Raw genomic sequence first — 19,393 nt, forward strand, 5'->3', positions numbered from 1 at the left:
GGATCAAGAATTTTCGCGGAGGCGAGCTTCGAAGGGGGTGATCGCGGCGACGTCCCCACAGCGACCGAAGTGACCGCGCAACCGCGACAGAGCGTCCTGCCTGGTGCGCTCCTTCGCCACGGCCAACAGCGAGTCGAAGCTGTCGACGAGGATGGCTTCCGCCGCCGTGCATTTGCCTTGCACGCTCAGGCTCTCGCCCAGCACGCCGCGCCCCTCGGCGAAGCGCCAGTGGTCTCCGAGACGGGGCCGCCAGCGTTCCAGAAGCGAACGCAGGCGCAACTCGGCCGTTACCGCCTGTCCCTGGGGAATCAGGGCCATGGCGATGCGCACCTCGAAGTGAAACACCATCCAGTGCTGCGAGTCGATGTCGAGAATCACCTGCCGAGCCTGGCGGAAGAGCTCTTCCGCTCCTTCGAACTCGCCGCGTAGCAAGCGCACGCTGGCAAGGTTGTTGAGGACGTAGGGATTGAGGTTCTCGCGACCGAAATTCTCGATGGTCAGATCGAGCGCCCGCTGGTAGGCCCGTTCGGCCTCTTCCAGATCGTCCAGGCGCCGCAGACTGAGGCCGAGGTTGTTGAGGGTCGGAATCTGCCCCGGATGGTCTTCGCCATCACGCCGCCGTCGGCGCTCGAGCGCGGCGCGATTGAGCTGGATCGCCTCGCGGTAGCTCCCTTCGGCACTGCGAATCCGCGCCAGGTGCTCGAGCGCCGCCAACTCCTGGAGGCTACCGCCCGGCAACGCGCGCGCCAACTGAAGAGCCTCGCGGGCCGGCTCGTCGGCGGCCTCGAATTCATTGCGGAAACACAACACCGACACCAGATGATTGAGGGACTCGACCAGCGCCCCGGCAGCGCTCGCGGGATGGCCCTCGGCCTGCAGCCGGCGACTGATGTCGACCGCCTTTCGAGCCTGTTCCTCGGCGAGGTCGAAATCTCCCAGCTCTTTGTTGGCGGCAGCCAAGGCAGCGAGCGAAGCCGCCGACTCCGGATGATCCTCGCCATGGCGCTGGCGACGGATCTCGTAGGCCTCCTCGAGCTGCGCCCGCGCCACATCATGATGCCCCAGCACACCGAGAATCGAGCCGGTGGTGTGTAGCAGCTCGGCCCGCGCCTCGGCCTCTTCCCGCAGTCCCTCGTCGAGCCTGGGGAGACTGCGCTCGAGGGCCTGGCGCACGGTGAGGTCGCTCCCCGGCACTTTGAATGGATTGCTGTACTCGAAGACCTCGAGAATCAAGGCCAGCACCTGGGCCTTTTTGTCCCTCTCACGCTGCACCTGATCCCGTTCCCGGGTCACCCGAGCGGACTGCAAGGCGAGGGCCACGGCGAAGCTCACCAACACCAGTGCGGCCGCTGCCGCGGCGGTCACGGCTCGTCGGTGCCGGCGCACGAACTTACCCAGCCGATAGCGCCAGGAGCCGGCCCGCGCCAGCACCGGGCGACCGTCTTGAAATCGCTCGATATCGGTGGCCATCTGCTCCACCGAGCCATATCGCCGATGGGGCGTGCTGCGCAGGGCCTTGAGCACGATGGCGTCGAGATCGCCACCGAGCTGCCGGCTGCGACGCAGCCTCTGCCGCTGCCGGCGCGGATCTTGGTCCACTGCTCCCTCGTCGGTACCGTCATCACCGGCCGGCCCGCTGGACAGCGTCCGGCGAGTGACCGCAACGCTCGGCGGCAGCGGCTCTTCCTGGTCGAGAACCTGCTCGATCTCGGCGGCCGTCAGCCCCGCGAGCTGATGCGGCAGATGGCCGGTGAGTAGCTTGTAGAGAAGGACACCGAGCGAGTAGACGTCGCTCGCCGTGGTGATCAGCTTGCCTCGCACCTGCTCTGGACTGGCGTAGTTGGGAGTCAAGGCCTGATGCCAGGTCGCGGTTGCCTCCACCGCCCCGCTCTGCAGCTCCGGATTGAGCAGCTTGGCGATCCCGAAGTCGAGCAGGCGGGGCTCACCGTCGGCCGTCACCAGGATGTTCGATGGCTTGAGGTCACGATGCACCACCAGATTCTGATGGGCATAGTGCACCGCCGAGCAGACCTTGCGAAAGAGAACCAGCCGCTCGTCGACGGAAAGCCGGCTCTGATCGCAGTAGTCGTCCAGGGGCACGCCCTCGACGAACTCGAGCACGAAGTAGGGCAAGCCGTCCTCGGTGGTGCCACCGTCGTAGAGACGGGCGATATAGGGATGCTCGAGGCTGGCGAGAATCTGGCGCTCGGTCCGCAGACGCTGCTGAATGGACTGCGAGTCCATTCCCGGTCGCAGCAGCTTGAGCACGACGCGGCGCTCAAAGGTGTCGTCGGCGCGCACCGCGAGATAGGCGATACTCATGCCGCCCTCGCCGACCCGCCGCAGGATCCGGTACGGTCCCACCCGCGAGCCCTTTTCGAGGGAGCGCCGAAGCGGCTGCGAGCCCAAACGCTCGGTGAGACCATCCACCCCCACCGAGAGCCCGAGCGACTGATCGATGAAGGCGCCCTCTTCGCGATCGGCGGCGATCAGCTCCTCCACCGTGCGGCGGAGCCCCGGGTCACCAGCGCAGGCCTTGTCCAGAAAGGCCTCGATCTCACCGGCGGGCCGGCCAACCGCCTGTTCGAAGATTTCCCAGGCACGGCTCCAGGCATCGTGGCTCACGACTGTTCGACCCTCGTGTAGCGAATCAGCCAAGCGCGGGCGGTACGCCAACGCCGAGTGACCGTGGCGCTCGACAGCTCCAAGACCTCAGCGATCTCTTCCCGGTTGAGCCCGCCGAAGAAACGCAGCTCGACGAGCCGCGCCATTTCACGATCCTTGGCCGCCAGCTCGGTGAGTGCCTCGTCGAGAGCGATCAGCTCCCGAGAGCGCTCGACCGGGACCCGCCGGATCACCCCGGTGGTGACCTGCTGCTGGTCACCACCGCGCTTCAGCCGCCGGCGGTGTCGAGCGTGATCCACCAAAATTCGCCGCATCAGACGAGCGCACATGGCGAAGAAGTGGGCCCGATCCTTCCAGTCGATGCGTTCGAGCTCGAGGACCCGCAGGTAGACCTCGTGAACCAGCTCCGTCGGCTGCAAGGCCCGGCCCCGCTCCTCGCCCCGCAGCAGTCTCCCGGCGAGCCCCTTGAGCTCGCGGTAGACGAGCGGCATGAGCTCGCTCAGGGCGTCGTCGTCGCCCTGGCGCCAGGCCAGCAGCAGGCCCGTGATGTTGTAGGCGTCCGTTCCCAGCATGGCCCCTCTACGAATCGGACCCTCGAAACCACCGCGGCGGCAGCCTGGAGAGTCGCCCAGATCCGCCGCCGCCGAGCACTCCATCGGGCTCAGCCCAAGCCACCCGCCAGGGAGCGGGCCGAGCTCCTCATTTCGTACGGCAGTCGAAGATTCCGAGGCCCCTCACCGAACCGCTGTCGCTGATGATGCAAAGCTCCATGCACACGGTGAGAGCCGGACAGTCTTCGAGTCCCAGATCCGATCGCAATTGCGATTCGGGCGTCACCAGCCAATCCTGAACCGTGTCGTGCATCGGCACCGACAGGGTCGTCGGCACCACCGCCAAGGCGACCAACACGAGACATCCGACGATGATGATCGGCCTTCCCCAGGTCTTTCTGATCTTCATGACCTCTCCTTTCGCAGGGCCCGCATTCCGTCCCCGGCGCGAACCCAGGATTCGTGACCGAGATCAGCCGTCAAGGAAGCTACGCAATCCAAGTGGAGAATGTTGACCTTGCACGCGGCTGACTCATTTCTGGAGGCGGCAACTTCCTGCAGAATGGATCAACCGAGCATCGGCGATCTCCGATGCCACTTCGCGACGAGAGCCGGAGTCAGACCGGGCTTCTCACCAGTTTCCTGGCAACCGTCGTCCATTACTGACGGCGCCAGTTAGCCGCCGCCACCAGGAAGACGCTCCGCACACCCGGGCTCGGCGAAGCCTCAGGATCAATCGGCGATCGGAGGGGCGAGAGACTGCAGCTCGGGCCGCTTCGGTCCACGTCCGTCACCGCGCGAGCGGCCGCGGGCGCGGCGCCAGGCCCAGGGCAAAAGGTGATCGCGTGCCCAGCGCGCGTCGTCGGTCCAGCGCTCGACGGCACCCGTCGGCGGTGACGGCGGCAGGGGATCGGCCCAGGATCGATCGCTGCCGGGCAGGCCGAGGGCGTCGGCGAGGGCGGCCGCCATGCGCTCGTGGCCGAGGGCATTGGCGTGCATGCGATCGTCGCTCCAGAAGCGCCGATCACCAGTCGTGGGAAAGTGCGCGAAGTCCACCAGCAGAGCACCGGTCTCGCCGGCCACCTGCCGCAACGCCTGGTTGAGGACCTCGAGACGCGGCGCGAAGCGACGAGCCAGCGGCATCACCGCGGTCAGATCCGGCATCGTGAAGGTCAGCACCGTCGCTCCGCGGTCGATCAACGCCCGCTGCATGGCGCGCACCTCGCCGGCGACCGCCTCGACGTCGAACTCGCGGCCGATGGCGTCGTTGGTACCGGCGAAGACCGTCGCCAGATCCGGCTCCATGGCGAGGGCCGGGGCGAGCTGCTCGGCCCGAATCGGACCAGCCCGCCGACCCCGAATCGCCAGGTTGGCGTAGCGCAGAGGCTCCCCATGCTGCTGCCACAGATGGTCCGCCAGCCGATCCGCCAGCCGATCGGCCCAGCCGCGAAAACCACCTTGGCCATCGGGATCGTTGAGGCCCTCGGTCGAGCTATCGCCGAGGGCGACATAGCGACGAAAGACGGGAAGGCTCATCCCGGCATGCTATCCAACCGCCAGCCGGGCCTCCAACTCCCTCCTCGACCAGCGATGAAAAGCAGCCGCAGAACAACTTTCTCGGCTGATTCGTAAACCCTTCAAGAACCAGCCGGCACTGCGCATCTGGAGTTTCGCGCATTCATCGCTTGCGAGGAGGCCTGTCCATGGGTTCCGCTCGACCCGTTCTTTCGACTCTCGCCTTGGCCACCCTGATCACCGCCTCCACCGGCGCTGGGCTGGCCACCACGGCGGCTGGCCCCGAGATCTACGAAGAGATCCACCGCTGGCAGTTTTCGGTCTGCCCGGTGCCCCTCCCCGCAGGCGGCGTGAACCTGACCCGGGACACCGCTCGCTGGCATTTCGAGTCGGGCACTTTCCGCTGGCAGAAGGCGACCCCCGAAGGGCATCCCACCGGCCTGGTGTTCGAGGGCGCCGGGCGGTTCGAGATGACCCTGCCGGACGTCGGCGAGCGGCGTCAGTGGCAGCGCATGTCCGGCGCCGAGGCGCCGGTGGACGTCACCTTTCGTCGCGCCGTGCTGCGCACCTCCGAAGATCTCACCACGGCCTTCGCCGGCGCGACACCCGGGGAATGCCCGACGCACACCTCCTTTCCACTGGCCAAGAACCGCCACGAGCACTATCTCAAGAAGCGCGCCTTCGACGTCGATGCGGTGATCGCCGCCGCCCTCGCCACCCCCGCCGCCGACTACCTGTGGGTGGAGTTCGATACCGAGGCCTTCGGCTGGCTGGCCTATCAGTACGATCCCTTCGCGCGCGAGGAGATCACCCTCTCGACGGTGCCCCTGAACCGCTGGGCCGAGACCTGGGTCAGCCTCGACCGCCCGGAGACCCGCGACGCCGAGGGCAAACCGAGCGGCGGTCGCGAGGCGCTCATCGACATCGAGCACGTCGACCTCGAGATCGACCTCACCGGACCGCGTCAGGGCCGCAACGTCGGTTTCTCCCAGACGCCGGTTCGCTGGGTGCCGGTCACCGCCGAGGTGCGCTTCACGGCGCAAACCGGTGGCGCCGGGGCCCTACTCTTCGGGCTCACCTCGACGGCCCGCCTGAGCGCCGTTCGCGCCCCGGACGGTGGCGCCCCAGACGGTGACATCCTGGCCTTCGCCCGGGAAGAGATCAGCGCCTGGACCAACGACGTGCGCAACAACACCTGGGACGGTCAGGTTCTGGTCGCCCTGTCCAGGCCGCTGGTGGCGGGCGAGACCCGCACCTTGGCCTTCGACTACGAGTTGCAGATCGCCAACTACGCCCCCGGCCGGGGCTGGTATCCGGGGGTCCAGGACCAGTTCGAGGACCTGCACACCGCCACCATGACCTTCACCCGCGGCAAGCGCCAGGAGGTGCGCGCTTGCGGCACCCGCCGCGCCGCCGAGGATCTGCAGGAGACCTGGGCCGTCGACGATCCCACCAAGATGGTGAGCTTCTCCTACGGCGAGAAGTTCCGCGAAGCCACCCTCGAGGTCGAAGGGGTACCGAAGGTCCACTCCTTCGGACCGCGCCTGCGCGGCGGTGCCGGCGGCGAGATGATCCGCAACGTCGGAATCGACGTCGCCAACAGCCTGCGCTACTTCCAGTGGCTGCTCGATGCGCCGCTCCCGGTCGACGAGATCCAGCTCACCGGCATCGCCGCCTTCCATGGACAAGCCTTCGACGGCTTCATCCACATGAGCGAGTCGACCTACCGCAACGAATCATCGGGACCGACCGAGATGTTCCGCGCCCACGAAGCAGCGCACCAGTGGTGGGGCCATGAAGTCGGCTGGCAAAGCTACCGCGATCAGTGGCTCAGCGAGGCCCTGGCCGAGTACTCGGCGATGCTGTTCATCAAGAACACCCTGAAGAACGGCGACAAGCTCTACGACGAGGTGCTCACCGCCTACACCAACCTGGTGAACGGCTCGCGCAAGGGCGCCTTCGGCCGCTTCGCCCGTCCCTGGCTGGTCGAGACCAACCTCGCCGACCGCCGCCGCATGGGCCCGATCTGCCTCGGCTACCGCGCTTCGACGGTCGAGATCCCGCGCGGCTACCAGATCCAGGTCTATCACCGCGGCCCCCTGGTGCTGCACAGCCTGCACTCGCTGCTGCGCTTGATCAGCCCCGACCAGGACCTCTTCATCGAGATCCTGCGCGACTTCGTGCGCACCCACCGCGGCTCCGCCCCCAGCACCGCCGACTTCATCGCCACCGTCAACCGCCACGCCCCGGGCGACTGGCAGTGGTTCTTCGACCAGTGGCTGTGCAGCAACGACATCCCCACCTACCGCTGGCAGCACCGTATCGAAGCCGCCCCGGCGGGCTCCGCGACACCCTTCCAAATGATCGTCGAGATCCACCAGGAAGACGTCCCGGAGGACTTCTTCTCCCTCATCCCCATCCGCTTCGACTACGGCGGCAACCGCACCGGCTCCTACCTCGCCAAAGTCGACGCCCCACAGGTCACCCTCACCGTGCCGCTGGCGGAAAAGCCCAAAAAGGTCGAACTCAACCCGGACTTCTCAGTGCTGGCAAAGGTCAAGAAGATGTAGAAACCGGCGCGGGAATTACTAGGGAGTCAGCGCAGAACCGAGTGATGTCTCAGGGTTGGAAAAGAGGCCGCCAGGTCGTAGCGAGGGAAGGCATCGACGAAGTCACGCAGGAGACGATCTCCACGGTCGTTGCCGGCGATGGACTTGACCAACCACTCAGCCATCTCCTCCGGGCTCTCGGAGAGTCCGATGTAGAAAGCAAGAACTTCTCGCCACCAGTCATCGCCCTTCAAGTACTCTCTCAGTGCCATCGATACCGACGAGTTTCCGGGCTTCGAATCCGACCTCCTCGAGAGCTCAAGGTAGGAGGGATCGACCGCCTGCGCCGGCATCCCCATGAAGTAGGACGCGCAGAAGAATTCCTGAAAAGACAGGTGCGGAAAGTAGAGGACGTTCGCCGAATGGGCGAGCAGGCCATCCCGAACCAGCTCGACACAGATCTGTTCGACTTCGTCGTCGGAGAACACGCCTGCGGACCTCTGGACGGCCTCTTTCACCAGGTCGACCTTGAAATGACGCACACGAGTCTCCTGGGCGGTCCGCGCGAGTCGACAAAGTACATTCTTCTTCTCTCGTCGACTGAACTGCGAATCGCGCGCCACTCTTTTTGCAAAGTCCCAGCCACCCGCAAGGAGATCGGCAAAGGTTCTATAGAGCCCAGAGCGATTCTCAGGTACCTCCCGGGTCTCTTTGTAAGTCAGCAAGATCAAACGGGCCAATAGCGGAACACCGAACAGATCCCTCAGCGCTGCGGTCGAATTCAATTGCTCGAAAAACCGCCCGCATTCGGCCTCGGAACCGAGAACGCGAAAGGCTAGATCTCTCTGCGACTCTCGATCCAAGAGACTCAGCTGGAGCTTTGGCAACCAGGCGAGCTCGGGCATGCGAACGTAGTCGCGTGCGGTCAAGATCACCTGCAGACCGTTTTCGTGTGCGTCACGAGCTGCGGCGCAGATCTGGCGACGAGTCTCCAGAGAAGAAACTTCGTCCAAACCATCGAGATAGAGGCGTACCGACATGCCCTTGCCCCCGTCAACGGTTGGTCCTTCCGGAAGCAGGGCCGAACGGCCGATGCCCTTGAGAAACGCATCTCGATAATTAGAAAACGCTCTGCGAGCAAGAACATTGAGCGGAATGAAGACCGGGAAGACCTCGGAGGCACGGGACCGGTATCTCTCCGTATCGATCAGCGCATTCCAACGACAGAAAGAGGTCTTGCCGTAACCGGCAGGCCCCAAGATCATCCATGATTGTCGAGACTCCCGGACCTGCGATTCCTGGGTCCCAAGGCCGGCGACTCCCACCCGATCGAGCATCGCGTAGGGAGCCGAAGACAAGCAATCGGTCAGACATTGAGCCATTTGTGCCGACTGGCTTCGGAAATCCTCGAGCGAGGCTGACTCGAGATCTCCGATCTCGGAGCTCGTGCGAGCAGCGGCCCTCATCGGACTGACCGCCAGGAAGATTCGAGGGCGCAGGCGATCAGCCTTACCGGCAAGCTGCTCCACCGAGCTTCGACGGCTTCGCAACGCTCGCTCAACCTCACCGACGAAGGAACCGATTTCACTCGCGAGAGCTTCGACGCCGTCGTCGCGATTCGCGCTCGAGAAATGGTCGGCGTCAATGAGACGCCAGCGATGGAGATGCGGCAAGTTGCGGCGTAGAGCCTTCAGAAACTGAAGAGCCGGTTCGAGATCTTCCTCATCTCCGTCGGTCTTAAACTCTGGCACCGGCGTTCGAAGAAACGAGACATCCCAGCGACCGACTTCGAGATGCAGACTACGGAGGACATAGATTGTTCGCTCGAAGTCGTCCGGAGGCTTCAGTCCGTAGTTGGCTGCGACTTCCCGAAGATCATCTTTCTGCCCCTCCTCTTCGAGAAGACGAAGGCTCTCTTCGAGCTGAGTGAACTCATCAACGAAAAAATCCATCCAATAGGTTCTCAGGAGATCGAACAGCTTCTCTCCCGGCACGAAGACCACCTGGCCGGCACGAGAAGCCAGCTTTCCCTGCAACGACGCGATCGCCGCCTGAGTGATGACTTCGGGTGAGATCACGTAGACATGGTGAATCCGCTGTTCCTGGCCATACTGATCCAGAAAAGGAGTATCCAAGGCCTGCTCGATCTGATCGAAGACGGCTCTGAGTCCACCGGCCTTGCCGACGGACCCGCTCACTCTCGAGTTCTTGACGACGCAGGCGCAGGCCACTGGCTCCCCAAGTGCCCCCTTGGTCCAGAAGACGATGTCCTTGCCGTACTCCATCTGTCCATGGAGGATCTGGACTTCGGAGATCTCCGGCATTCGCATGAACAGCTTCGCCAGGACCTGACGAAGCAGCTCTTCGGACTCGAACTTAGGCAACGACATAGCGAAACTCCCCACGTCTTCGGGATGCCCCGAAATCACCTTGGCCAGTTGCGATTTTGGGAACTCTCTTAAGTGGCCGAGGGTTTGTCAAATAGCCATGACGACACTTCTCGGGAGCCGGTTTCGGCAGCCGAAGAAGGAGCGACCGGAGATCGATCCCGTGCTATCTTTGGGCCCTCCAAAATGACCTCCTGCGGGTCCCACCATGCGCCCCATCCTTCAGCAGCCGGACCAAGACCAGATCCTCCGCCGGCGCGGCTGGATTCGTACGCCATTGCTCGATGAATCGGGGGTCGCGGCGTTGCGATCTCGGGTGGAAGGGCTGCAGCCTTCCGATGGCTTCGCGCCGGAGGCGCAGGACCCGGCGCAGCCGACCTACCACTGCACTTACCTCGATCCCAAGGTGGAGTATCGCCGGGCTTCGGATGCCCTGGTGCGGGAGTTCTTCGCCGCGCCGCTGGCGCGGTTGCTCGCCGACTACCGGATTCTGACCAGCAACATCCACGTCAAGCCGCCGGGGCAGGGAGCGTTGATGATCCACCAGAACTGGCCGACGACGGCGAGCCTGGCGGACACCACCATCACCGCCTGGTGCCCGCTGATCGATGTCGACGAGGGCAACGGCGCGCTGCAGGTGATCGACGGCAGCCACAAGCTGCTGCCGGAGGTCGCCAACTTCGCCAGCCGCCCCTACTTCGCCGACTTCGAGGACACCCTCAAGGAGCGCTATTTCGAGCCCTTGACCATGGCCGCCGGCGAAGCGGTGCTGTTCGACGACAGCCTGCTCCACTACTCGGCCGACAATCGCAGCGCCGCGCCGCGGGTGGCGATCCAGATCGAGCTGGTGCCGCGCGAGGCGGAAACGGTGATCCACTGGCTCGACCCGGCGGCGCCGGACCGTTTCGAGGTACTGGCGGCCGATTCCGATTTCTATGTCGAGGTCGGCCCGGGGCTCTTTGCCGGTCGTCCCAAGCTACCGAGCCGCGGCTTCGTCCCGAACCGCAATCGCCAGATCGACGAGGGTGAGTTCGCCGCCCTCCTCGCCCGCGGCGAAGAGATCCGCGACGCCCTGTACCGCTAACCCGGGCTAGCCGAACAACCGGCGCCACCAGGGCCTGCGAGGTGCCGCCTGGTCGGCGACCAGGTCCGCCGCCGCGAAGCTCGCCTCCGGGGAGCCGTGCCGCAGGATGGCGTCCTCGAGCCCCTCTACGGTGACCTCCGGCGGTTCCCAAGGCAGGTGCCCCAGGCTCTCCGCTTCGGGGCGCGACTGGTAGTCGTAGCGATAGAGAAAATCGCGCTCGATACGGAAGGCCTCGACCCGCTCGGCCTGCGGGTCGAGCCAGAAGAAGCGCATCTCGGCGCGGCGCGGCTTGATGCCGCAGAAGGCGGCGCTGCGCCGCCGATCGGAACGATTGGGGGTGGTGGCGTGGATCAGGGCGTGGTCGAAGATCACCGCCTGACCGCGGCGCACCTCAAGCACCTGGCGATGCTCGGCGATCAGCGCGTCGAGGTCGTCGCGGGCATAGATTGACGGAATGGTGGGGCTGCGGTAGGTCTCGTGAAAGCGATGGCTGCCAGAGAGGACGCAGAAGGTGCCGTTCTTGGCGTCGACGTCGAGCAGCGGGGCCCAGATCCCGAGGCTGCGGTGCTCGGCCTCGTCGACCAGGGACCAGTCCTGATGATTCGAGAACTCGCCGGCTCCCGGGGCCTTGATGATGAAGACACCATCGATCCACTCGGCATCGACGAACAGCTCGTCGAGCTTCGACCGGTAGTGCTCACGGAAGAGCTCCTGGACGCGGGCCTTGTAGGCCTCGTCCGGGCTGCGGTTGGAAAAGAAAATGCCCTCGTCCACCGCATCCTGATGGAGGTTGTCGTGGATCGCCACCAAGCGGTCGAACTCGGCGTCGGTGAAGAACTCGATCACCACCCAGCCATCGCGCTCGAGCTGCTCGCGGGCCGCCGCATCCTTCAGCATGTCGTCCTCCGAATAGCGCTCCGGCGCCGGTTCATCGCGGTTTCCTCGCTTTGAGCTCGAGCCAGTCGAGATAGGTCACCGGCTCGCCCTCGTAAATGTCGATGGCGTGCTCCTGGCAGAAGGCGTTGCCGAGATCGTGCTGGGTCGCGATCGGTAGCTCGCCGAAGGACTCGAGCTCGAGACCAGCCTGCCGCAGTCCTCGCTCGATGCGACCGGTCGACTGGACTTCGAGACGAAAGTGGCGGTTGGTGTTGCGCACCGCCCGCTCCACCCGCCGCTCTTCCTCGCCATGGAGCGGCTCGCGCCGACGGAACAGGTCTTTGACGTAGAGCACCCCGCCGGGACGCAGCATCCGCGCCGCCTCGCCGAGGGCAATCTCGGGGCGATGGGAGTGGACCAGGGACTCGAGGAACAGCACGGCATCGTAGCCCTCGGCAGGGGCCAGCTCGCCGTTCAGGGCGGCGAGATCGTGAAAATCGCCGCTGAAAAACCTCGCCCGGTCGCCCAAGCCGGTCGCTTTCGCCTTGCGGCGGGCCTTCTCCGCCTGCAGCACCGAAATGGTGACGCCATCGACCGCGACGCCATGGCGCCGCACCAGCCAGAGGGCAGGACCGCCGACACCGCAGCCCGCATCCAGCACCCGCTGCCCCGGGGCGAGCTCCGCCTGGCCGGCGATGTGCTCGAAGAGAACGTCGAGATCCGCCGTCCGGTTCGACTGGAAGGTGTCGCCGAAAGCGGCCTCATAGCGCTCCGTCCAGCGGTCGTAGTAGTCGCTGACGGCCTGCGGCGAGAGGGCGGAAGGCGGCACAGGCGGAGCCCCCTTCTGTCGCCACCGCCGCCACCAGCTCAACACCGGGGCACCTCGGCGACGGGCAAGCGTCCAGATCCGGAATCCGCCCTCGGCCTTGATAGATTTCCGCCGTGCCCGAAGCCTCCGAAACCGCTCTCCTCGAAGCCACCGGGGTGAGCAAGAAATTCTGCCGCCGCCTCGACCGCTCGCTGCGCTACGGCGTGCAGGATCTGTGGCGCAGCGCCTGGGGCCGGCCGAAGCGCCGCGACGCCCTGCGAGCGGGTGAATTCTGGGCCCTCGAGGAGGTCTCTTTCGCCCTCCAGCGGGGCGAATGTCTCGGCGTCATCGGCCCCAACGGCGCCGGCAAGAGCACCCTCCTCAAATTGCTCAACGGCCGCCTTCCCCTCGATGGCGGTCGCATCGTCGTCGAGGGCCGGCTGCGGGCCATCTCGGAGCTCGGGGTGGGCTTCGATCCGGTGCTCACCGGCCGCGAGAACATCGAGCACGAGGCGGCCCTCCTCGGCCTGACCCGGGAGGAGACAGCGGAGCGACTCGAGGCGATTCTGGCCTTCGCCGGCATCGGCGACTTCGTCGACGCCCCCCTGCTCACCTACTCCACCGGCATGCGGGCTCGCCTGGGCTTCGCCATCGCCGCCCACCTCGAGCCCGACATCCTGCTGCTCGACGAGCTGCTGGCGGTCGGCGACCTGCACTTCCGGCGCCAGTGCGTGCGTCACATGATGGGATTGATGCAGAAAGGCACCGGCCTTTTGCTGGTGTCCCACGACCTCTACACGGTCCAGAACCTCTGCCAGCGAAGTCTCTACCTCGAAGCCGGCCAGGTGGTCGACTACGGCCCCAGCGACCGGGTGGTGAAGGCCTACCTCGCCACCCGCCGCGACGCTACCGAGGACGCGACGAGCGAGGAGTCCCCCTCCGGCCCCACCCAGCGCCCGCTGAGCCAGGAGGAGCCCCTGATCATCGACCAGGTGGAGATCCGGGCCGAGGACGGCGGGCCGCTGCGCACCGGCGAGGCCGCCCGGGTGGACCTGCACTACCGCTCCTTGGAGAGCAGCGGCGAGGTCTTCTGGGGTTTCCGCGTCGCCACCGCCGACCTGATGGTGCAGATCACCTCGGGCCTGCTCCATGCCGGCGAAGGCCCGGCCTTCTGCCTCGCCGCCGGCGCCGGCACGTTCTCTTGCCGGGTGCCCCGCCTGCCGCTGCTCGGCGGCACCTACGCTCTGCGCGCCGCCATCGCCGACCCCGAGAGCGGAGCGCTGATGGCCCTCTTCGGACACGATCAAGCGCCGACCCTGTTCCAGGTCGTGGGTCGCGAGCATCCGTCGGAGAACTTTCATCGCCTTTCCGGCGACCTGATCGCGGTCGACGTCGAGCGCTTCGACTGAGGCCGGGCCAACGCGGTCAACCGGCCGCGCCGCCAAATCCCGCCGAGGCGGTCCTGGTCGCTCTCGATCAGCGCTGCGATCTCCCAGCCGGCCTCGGCGAGCAGGGCGACGAGCTCGGCGCGATCGAAGAACCTCACCACCGGCGGGCCAACGTTGAGCCACGAAGCCCCGAGCTCGCAACGGCGCCGCAGCCAGCGCGAGGTGAGTCGCTTGAGCTGGAAAGAACCGGCGCGCAGGAGGCGCGAGCGGTAGACCGGCTCGAGAACCACCAGCGAGCCGCCCGGCGCCACCAACCGGCGCGCCGTCACCAAGGCGCGCCGAGCGAGAGAACGACGGGACTCGGCTCCGGGGCCGGTCAGGTGATGCAGCACGTCACCCAGCAGGACGACGTCGAAACGCTCTTCGAGATCCGTCGCGAGCGACACGTCGAGTAGTGAGCCGGCGCGCACCGCCAACCCGCGAGCGCGAGCCGCCCGGAGCTGCACTGGATCCTCCTCGATTCCGAGGGCGCGGCGCAGTCCGAGCTCGGCGATCAGATGGCAGGTGCCGTTGCCGGTGCCACAGCCCAGGTCGATCAGAGTGCGTGGCCGGGGACTTTGGCGGCGCAGCCAAGAGACGGCATGGCGATAGCGCCACAGGCTCCAGCTCTCCGCCGCCGGCGCCGATCGCCGGGCCGGCAGGGTCAGGGCTTCGGCGGTGGCGAGGGGTGGGGGGCCGGTCCTAGCCACCGGGGAGCGGCGGTGGGCCGGCGGACTTGTCCTCCGCAGCCACCTCCGGCAGCGCCTCGAGGCGCTCGTAGCCGGTCCACAGATCGACGCCCTCGCGCTGCTCGGCGGCGAAAGCGCGGCGACGCTCGTCCTGCCTCTCCTTGCGCAAGATCCCGGCAATACCGTCCTGCACCCGCTCGAGGGGACGCGGCTCGGCCTGCTCACGCTCGAGAAGACGCCACAAGTAGTAGCCATCCTCACCTTCGATCAGCGTGCTCATGTCGCCGGGCTCCTCGAGGGCGAAGGCCGGGGCCAGCACCTCGGCGGCCCACTTGTAGCTTTCCACCCGGCGGGGATAGAGCCAGCCGACGACGCCCCCGACGTACTTGGTGGCGGCATCGTCCGAGTACTTGCGCGCCAGCGGACCGAAGCCCTTGACATCGTCGCCGAGGGCAGCGGCTTGCTCGTAGACCTCCGCGGCGCGCGCCTTCAGGCGCGCCTTGCCTTCGTCGTCGAGCCGCGGCGAGCGCTCGATGAGGAGCATCGCCAAACGCGACCGGGCCGGTCTCATGAAGCGCTCCGGATGAGCCTCGTAGTAGGCGGCGATGTCCTCCGGGGTGACTTCGACGGCCGCCGACTCCTCGAGGTTCTCGCGCCGGTAGAGATTGACCAGAATCTTTTCGAAGGACCGCACGACATCTTCGCGGTGGTCGTAGCCCTCGTCGAGGGCCTTGACCAGCAAGATGCGGTTCTGGATCAGCTCATCGAGGAGAGCCTGGCGGCGTTCGCGGTCCGGGTAGCGCGCCGCCCCTCCGCGCAGCTCCATCGCCAGGCGAAAGTCTTCGAGGGTGATGGCAGTGCCTTCGACCACCGCCAAGACCTCCGGATTGGAGGCGATCTGCGCACTCGTCGGCTTTTCCTCGACCGTCGGCGCCGGAGCCGCTGCCGACGCCGTCACCGGCGTCTCCGGCGCCGGCGGGGCACCGCTACTGCAGGCGGCCAGCACCAGCAGCAGGCCGCCCAGAAGGATCCTCATGGTTCCTACTCCACCGCCGCCGACCAGGCCGAGACGTTGCCCGACTCGAAGCCGTCGGTGAAGATTTCGCCGTTCGGCCGCGCCGCCAACACCAGGTTGTCGAGGAAGGCTTCGTAGGTCGTCGCCCCGGTGCCGTCCACCAGGAAGAAGACGCGCGCCGACTGAGCGGTCGCCGGAATGGTCAGGGCCGGAAGCTCGAACGATTCCCATACCCCCAGCGTATCGCCCGCCAGCGCCGCCGAGGACTCCTCATCGAGCTGGTCGATGGTGCAGTTCGGCGAGGCGAAGTAACGCACCAGGGCGGACACGATCGGCAGGCTGCCGCTGCCGCCGTCGATCCGCGCCCGGCCGCGCAGCTCGTGCGGAAGGGCGGCGTCGATGGCGACGCACTGGCTGACGTAAGCCACCGGATCGAGCCCCGAGAAGGTGACTTCCGCCGAGCCCGAGGAGGCCGCCTCGTCGGCGTCATCGGCCGCGAAGTCGACCACCGAAGAGGTGTCCGGGAAGCGCACCCAGGGCGAGAGATCGCCGTCGAGGTTGGGATTGGCGAGCAGATTGTCGATGCCGACGCTGAAGCCCAGGGCGGCGTCATCCCCACCGCTGCCATCGCCATCGCCATCGAGGGCGGTGCCGAAGAGATCGGTCAGGGCGGAGCACGAGTACAGGCCATAGGCACCGGCCGGCAGCGGGATTCCACCGTTGATCCCGGCGACGGCGCCGAAGGTGATGCTGTCGAAGGCGACGCTGTCGACCGGCACCTGCAGGTCGTCACCGGCCAGCGGACCGCATCCGAGGGTCTGGAGGACACCATCGGGGCCACCGTGGACCAGCAGATAGTTGTCCGGGTTGGTGACGTCGGCACCGCCGGTGCCACCGCCACCGTTTTCCATCTCCTCGCTGTAGGCCAGCAGGAGCTGGGTGATCGAGTAGGTGTCGACCATCTCGCCGTCGGAAAGCTCACCGTCGCCGGTACCGGCCACCGTGTCGACGTTCACCAAGCGCGGCGCCGAGGCTTCGACCACCAGCGGCCCGAGGGTCATCGGATCGCTCCAGTTGCCCGCCTCGTCGACGGCGCAGAGGTGGAAGTACCAGGTGCCGTCGGCGAGCACCGGGCTGGTCCAGGAAACCACCGGACCGAGATTCTCGGACTCGCCGCAGGTGTTGTCCGACAGGCGGTCGAAGACCGCCGAATAGCCGGCCACGCCGCTCAGATTGTCGCTCGCCGCCGTCCAGGTGACGTCGATGGTGTCGTCCGCCTCCGGAGCACCGCTGCCGTGGCTCGGCGACGCGAGGTCCGCCGGCGCCGCCGGCGCGGTGGCATCGATGCGATAGGGCCCGCGATGAATCGCCGAGGTGCAGTTGGCGCTGAAATCACAGGTCCGGATGTGGAAGTAGAAGCCGTCGTCGTCCGGCAACGCCACGCTTTGGGTCGTATGGGCGTCGACGGTGTGGGTGAGATCGAGGATCAGGTCCGGCATGGTCACCGCTTCGAGATCGAACAGGAAGGAGTAGCCGAGCACGCCGGTGCCGCCGGCGTTGTCCACCGCCCCGGACCACTCCATGACGATCTGCGACAGGTTCGACCAGACGTTCTCCGTGTGGCTGGTGCTCTCCAGGGTGACCGGATCCGTCGGCTGGATCGAGTCGCGCAGGTAGACCGCCACCGCGTCGTCGTTGCTGCCCACCAGGTAGATGCTCGAGTCGTTGGCCGAGACCGCCAGATGGAGCGCTCGATCGAGGCCGTCCTCACCGCCGGAGCCATCGAAGTGGAACTCGATGGGCGACAGCGAGCCGGTCGACGGATCGCGCAGGAAGACTCCCAGGGCATCGTCTTCGAGGGCCGCCGTGAACACCACCCGGGTGTCGAAGGACACCACCACCTCGGTGGCGCCGTCGAGTCCGTCGGCGCCGTTGACGTCGTCGAGCAAGGTCTGCAGCCAAGTCAAGGCGCCGCTGGCGTCGTCGCGCCGGAAGACCACCAGGCCGTCTTCCGAAGCACCGGTGGCGTAGACGAACTCGCCATCGCCGGAGACCGCCACCGAGCTGGTGCCGCCGAGGCCGGTGATGGGGCCGCCGGCGAGGCTCTGGAACTCGATAGCCGTGAGCTCACCGGTGGAGCCATCGCGGCCGAATACCGCCACCGCCGAATCGACTCGCGAGGCGACGTAGACGTGGGCATCGTCGGCACTGACGGCGACCGCCGTGGCACCGTCGAGGCCGAGGCCGTCAACCGCATCGTCGCTGTCGAAGTGGGCTTCGACGAAGGTCAAGAGGCCGGTGGTCTCATCGCGCTCGAAGACCGCCACGGCGTCGTCCGTCTCACCGGCGACATAGAGGAAGTCACCGGTCGAGTCGAAGGCCAGCGACGAAGCACCGAGCAAGCCGTCGACGCCGCCGGCGCCGTCGACCTGGGCTTCCAGGAAGGAGAGCGCACCGCTGCCGCCATCGAGGGCGAAGACCGACACCGCCGAGCTGATGAAGGAGGCCACATAGACGTGGGCGCCATCGGGGCTGACCACGATGTCCTCCGGGCCGTCGAGACCGACGACGTTGCCGCCGTCATCGCCTTCGGAGATCTGATCGGCGAAGGTCAAGCTGCCATCGACGGCATCGCGGGCGAAGGTCAGCAGCGAGTCGTTGACCTTGCCGCTGACCACGATCCAGCCGCCGCCCGGCGTCACCGCCACCGCCGAGGCCTCGTCGAGGCCCGGCATGGTGCCGAGACCGACCGCCTCGACGAACTCGAGGAAGCCGTCGTCGTCCCAGATCACCACCTCGGCCTGGCCATCGCTGATCGTCGCCTCGGCGCTCACCGAGTCGAGATCGACGTAGAAGAGCTCGTCCGACTCGTCCTCGACATCGCCGAAGACCTCCACCATCAGGGTGGTCGTGGTGGTCTCGGACGCGAAGGTGGCGGTGCCCGAAGCGGCGGCGAAGTCGACATCGGCGGTGGCGCCATCGACCGCCTCGGTGGTCGACCACTGCACCGTCACCACCGGCGTGATCGGCCGCGACAGCACCAGCGTGAGCTCGACCAGCGTCGAGCCGGCGTCGCCTTCGAGCACCGCGACATCGCCGATTGCGACATCCGGCGGCCGCTCGTTGTCGACGATGGTGCCGTCACCCTCGGCGTCCGACAGGATGGCGCCGCTCTCGTTGGAGAGCTGCACCACGAAGGTCTCGTCCGCTTCCTCCTCGAAATCGCCCAGGATCGGCACCGTGATGGTGCCTTCCGTATCGCCGGGATCGATGGTGACGGTGCCGCTGGTCAGGGTGTAGTCGAGGCCCTGGGTGGCGGTGCCCTGCCCGGAAGGCGTCTCGTAATCGACCGACACCGCGCTGAGGGAGGTTTCCGACAGGGTGACCGTGAAGATCGCGTCGACACTTCCCGTATCGCCCTCGATCACGGTGACATCGTCGATCGACAAGCCGGGCAAAGCCGCCAGCTCGTCGAGATCGAGGATCTGGGCCTCGCCGAGAGCGCCGACCACCCCTTCGCCGGCGAACACGCCGTCGATGGTGAAGGTGACGGCATCCCCGGGTCGCGCCGTCCCCGCCAGTTGGGGATCGACCGAGTCGATGGGGACCCGCAGCACGTAGCGTTGGCCGACTTCACCCTCGGTGCCGAGGATGTAGCTGCTCAGGGGCGTGGCCTGGCCATCGAGGAAAACCTCGACCAGACCCTGCTCCACCGGCTCACCGCCGCGCAGCGCCCGGCCGTAGAAGATGTGGTCCGGCTCGGGCAGGCGAGCTGACGCCGGGGGCACCAGCAGCAGTCCCAGGGCGACGCCGGCGAGCCAGCGGATCGGTAGCCGTCGGGGATGAGTTCGAGTCGGCTTCACCATT

Annotated in this window: 13 protein-coding genes; 3 read left to right on the top strand and 10 right to left on the bottom strand. The window is 66.6% G+C overall.

The window, feature by feature from the left end; genetic code table 11:
* Positions 1 to 3: 3 nt before the first annotated feature.
* From AAF604_09405 to AAF604_09420, 4 genes are all read right to left on the bottom strand, one after another.
* Complete coding sequence (locus tag AAF604_09405) at positions 4 to 2,625, bottom strand: serine/threonine-protein kinase (protein ID MEM7049866.1); 2,622 nt, start codon at positions 2,623 to 2,625, stop codon at positions 4 to 6.
* A complete protein-coding gene (locus tag AAF604_09410) occupies positions 2,622 to 3,197 on the bottom strand; it encodes an ECF-type sigma factor (GenBank protein MEM7049867.1) in 576 nt (191 codons plus the stop codon). Before AAF604_09410 ends, AAF604_09405 begins: the two co-directional genes overlap by 4 nt.
* Before the next feature lie 127 nt (positions 3,198 to 3,324).
* Complete coding sequence (locus AAF604_09415) at positions 3,325 to 3,585, bottom strand: hypothetical protein (protein MEM7049868.1); 261 nt, start codon at positions 3,583 to 3,585, stop codon at positions 3,325 to 3,327.
* A 323-nt stretch (positions 3,586 to 3,908) separates the two neighbouring features.
* The gene (locus AAF604_09420; protein MEM7049869.1) at positions 3,909 to 4,712 is read right to left on the bottom strand and encodes an SGNH/GDSL hydrolase family protein; all 804 of its coding nucleotides are present in this window, start codon (positions 4,710 to 4,712) and stop codon (positions 3,909 to 3,911) included.
* A 167-nt stretch (positions 4,713 to 4,879) separates the two neighbouring features.
* Here AAF604_09420 and AAF604_09425 point away from each other — a divergent pair, with 167 nt between their 5' ends.
* Positions 4,880 to 7,261, top strand: coding sequence for a M1 family aminopeptidase (locus AAF604_09425; GenBank protein ID MEM7049870.1), 2,382 nt, complete (start codon positions 4,880 to 4,882; stop codon positions 7,259 to 7,261).
* Positions 7,262 to 7,287: 26 nt separating this feature from the next.
* On the opposite strand, the gene AAF604_09430 is transcribed toward AAF604_09425, so the two are convergent.
* Positions 7,288 to 9,630: a hypothetical protein gene (locus AAF604_09430; protein MEM7049871.1), complete on the bottom strand. Its 2,343-nt coding sequence runs from the start codon at positions 9,628 to 9,630 to the stop codon at positions 7,288 to 7,290.
* Positions 9,631 to 9,835: 205 nt separating this feature from the next.
* Between AAF604_09430 and AAF604_09435 the strand changes: the two genes are divergently transcribed.
* Positions 9,836 to 10,711, top strand: a complete 876-nt coding sequence (locus AAF604_09435; GenBank protein MEM7049872.1) for a phytanoyl-CoA dioxygenase family protein — start codon at positions 9,836 to 9,838, stop codon at positions 10,709 to 10,711.
* A 6-nt stretch (positions 10,712 to 10,717) separates the two neighbouring features.
* Here the strand turns inward: AAF604_09435 and AAF604_09440 are convergent, their stop codons facing one another.
* A complete protein-coding gene (locus tag AAF604_09440) occupies positions 10,718 to 11,608 on the bottom strand; it encodes a phytanoyl-CoA dioxygenase family protein (GenBank protein ID MEM7049873.1) in 891 nt (296 codons plus the stop codon).
* 31 nt (positions 11,609 to 11,639) lie between these two features.
* Complete coding sequence (locus AAF604_09445; GenBank protein ID MEM7049874.1) at positions 11,640 to 12,416, bottom strand: class I SAM-dependent methyltransferase; 777 nt, start codon at positions 12,414 to 12,416, stop codon at positions 11,640 to 11,642.
* Positions 12,417 to 12,529: 113 nt separating this feature from the next.
* On the opposite strand from AAF604_09445, the gene AAF604_09450 reads away from it, so the two are divergent.
* The gene (locus AAF604_09450; GenBank protein MEM7049875.1) at positions 12,530 to 13,804 is read left to right on the top strand and encodes an ABC transporter ATP-binding protein; all 1,275 of its coding nucleotides are present in this window, start codon (positions 12,530 to 12,532) and stop codon (positions 13,802 to 13,804) included.
* Here the strand turns inward: AAF604_09450 and AAF604_09455 are convergent.
* The 3 genes from AAF604_09455 to AAF604_09465 are packed head-to-tail and all read right to left on the bottom strand — an operon-like array spanning position 13,753 to position 19,392.
* On the bottom strand, positions 13,753 to 14,532 hold the full coding sequence (locus tag AAF604_09455; protein MEM7049876.1) for a class I SAM-dependent methyltransferase: 780 nt from the start codon (positions 14,530 to 14,532) through the stop codon (positions 13,753 to 13,755). The genes AAF604_09450 and AAF604_09455 overlap by 52 nt on opposite strands.
* Complete coding sequence (locus tag AAF604_09460; GenBank protein ID MEM7049877.1) at positions 14,525 to 15,547, bottom strand: peptidyl-prolyl cis-trans isomerase; 1,023 nt, start codon at positions 15,545 to 15,547, stop codon at positions 14,525 to 14,527. The genes AAF604_09455 and AAF604_09460 overlap by 8 nt, the downstream gene beginning before the upstream one ends.
* A gap of 5 nt (positions 15,548 to 15,552) precedes the next feature.
* Positions 15,553 to 19,392 carry a beta-propeller fold lactonase family protein gene (locus AAF604_09465; GenBank protein ID MEM7049878.1) on the bottom strand — a complete coding sequence of 1,280 codons (3,840 nt, stop codon included), beginning with the start codon at positions 19,390 to 19,392 and terminating at the stop codon, positions 15,553 to 15,555.
* Position 19,393 lies beyond the last annotated feature (1 nt).

Source organism: Acidobacteriota bacterium (genome assembly GCA_039028635.1).
Lineage (GTDB): Bacteria > Acidobacteriota > Thermoanaerobaculia > Multivoradales > JBCCEF01 > JBCCEF01.

Excerpts from the sequence above, each read along its gene's own strand:
- AAF604_09420 (MEM7049869.1), bottom strand. The coding sequence starts at position 4,712 with ATGAGCCTTCCCGTCTTTCGTCGCTATGTCGCCCTCGGCGATAGCTCG.
- AAF604_09410 (MEM7049867.1), bottom strand. The coding sequence starts at position 3,197 with ATGCTGGGAACGGACGCCTACAACATCACGGGCCTGCTGCTGGCCTGG.
- AAF604_09425 (MEM7049870.1), top strand. The coding sequence starts at position 4,880 with ATGGGTTCCGCTCGACCCGTTCTTTCGACTCTCGCCTTGGCCACCCTG.
- AAF604_09435 (MEM7049872.1), top strand. The coding sequence starts at position 9,836 with ATGCGCCCCATCCTTCAGCAGCCGGACCAAGACCAGATCCTCCGCCGG.
- AAF604_09440 (MEM7049873.1), bottom strand. The coding sequence starts at position 11,608 with ATGCTGAAGGATGCGGCGGCCCGCGAGCAGCTCGAGCGCGATGGCTGG.
- AAF604_09430 (MEM7049871.1), bottom strand. The coding sequence starts at position 9,630 with ATGTCGTTGCCTAAGTTCGAGTCCGAAGAGCTGCTTCGTCAGGTCCTG.
- AAF604_09460 (MEM7049877.1), bottom strand. The coding sequence starts at position 15,547 with ATGAGGATCCTTCTGGGCGGCCTGCTGCTGGTGCTGGCCGCCTGCAGT.
- AAF604_09465 (MEM7049878.1), bottom strand. The coding sequence starts at position 19,392 with ATGGTGAAGCCGACTCGAACTCATCCCCGACGGCTACCGATCCGCTGG.
- AAF604_09415 (MEM7049868.1), bottom strand. The coding sequence starts at position 3,585 with ATGAAGATCAGAAAGACCTGGGGAAGGCCGATCATCATCGTCGGATGT.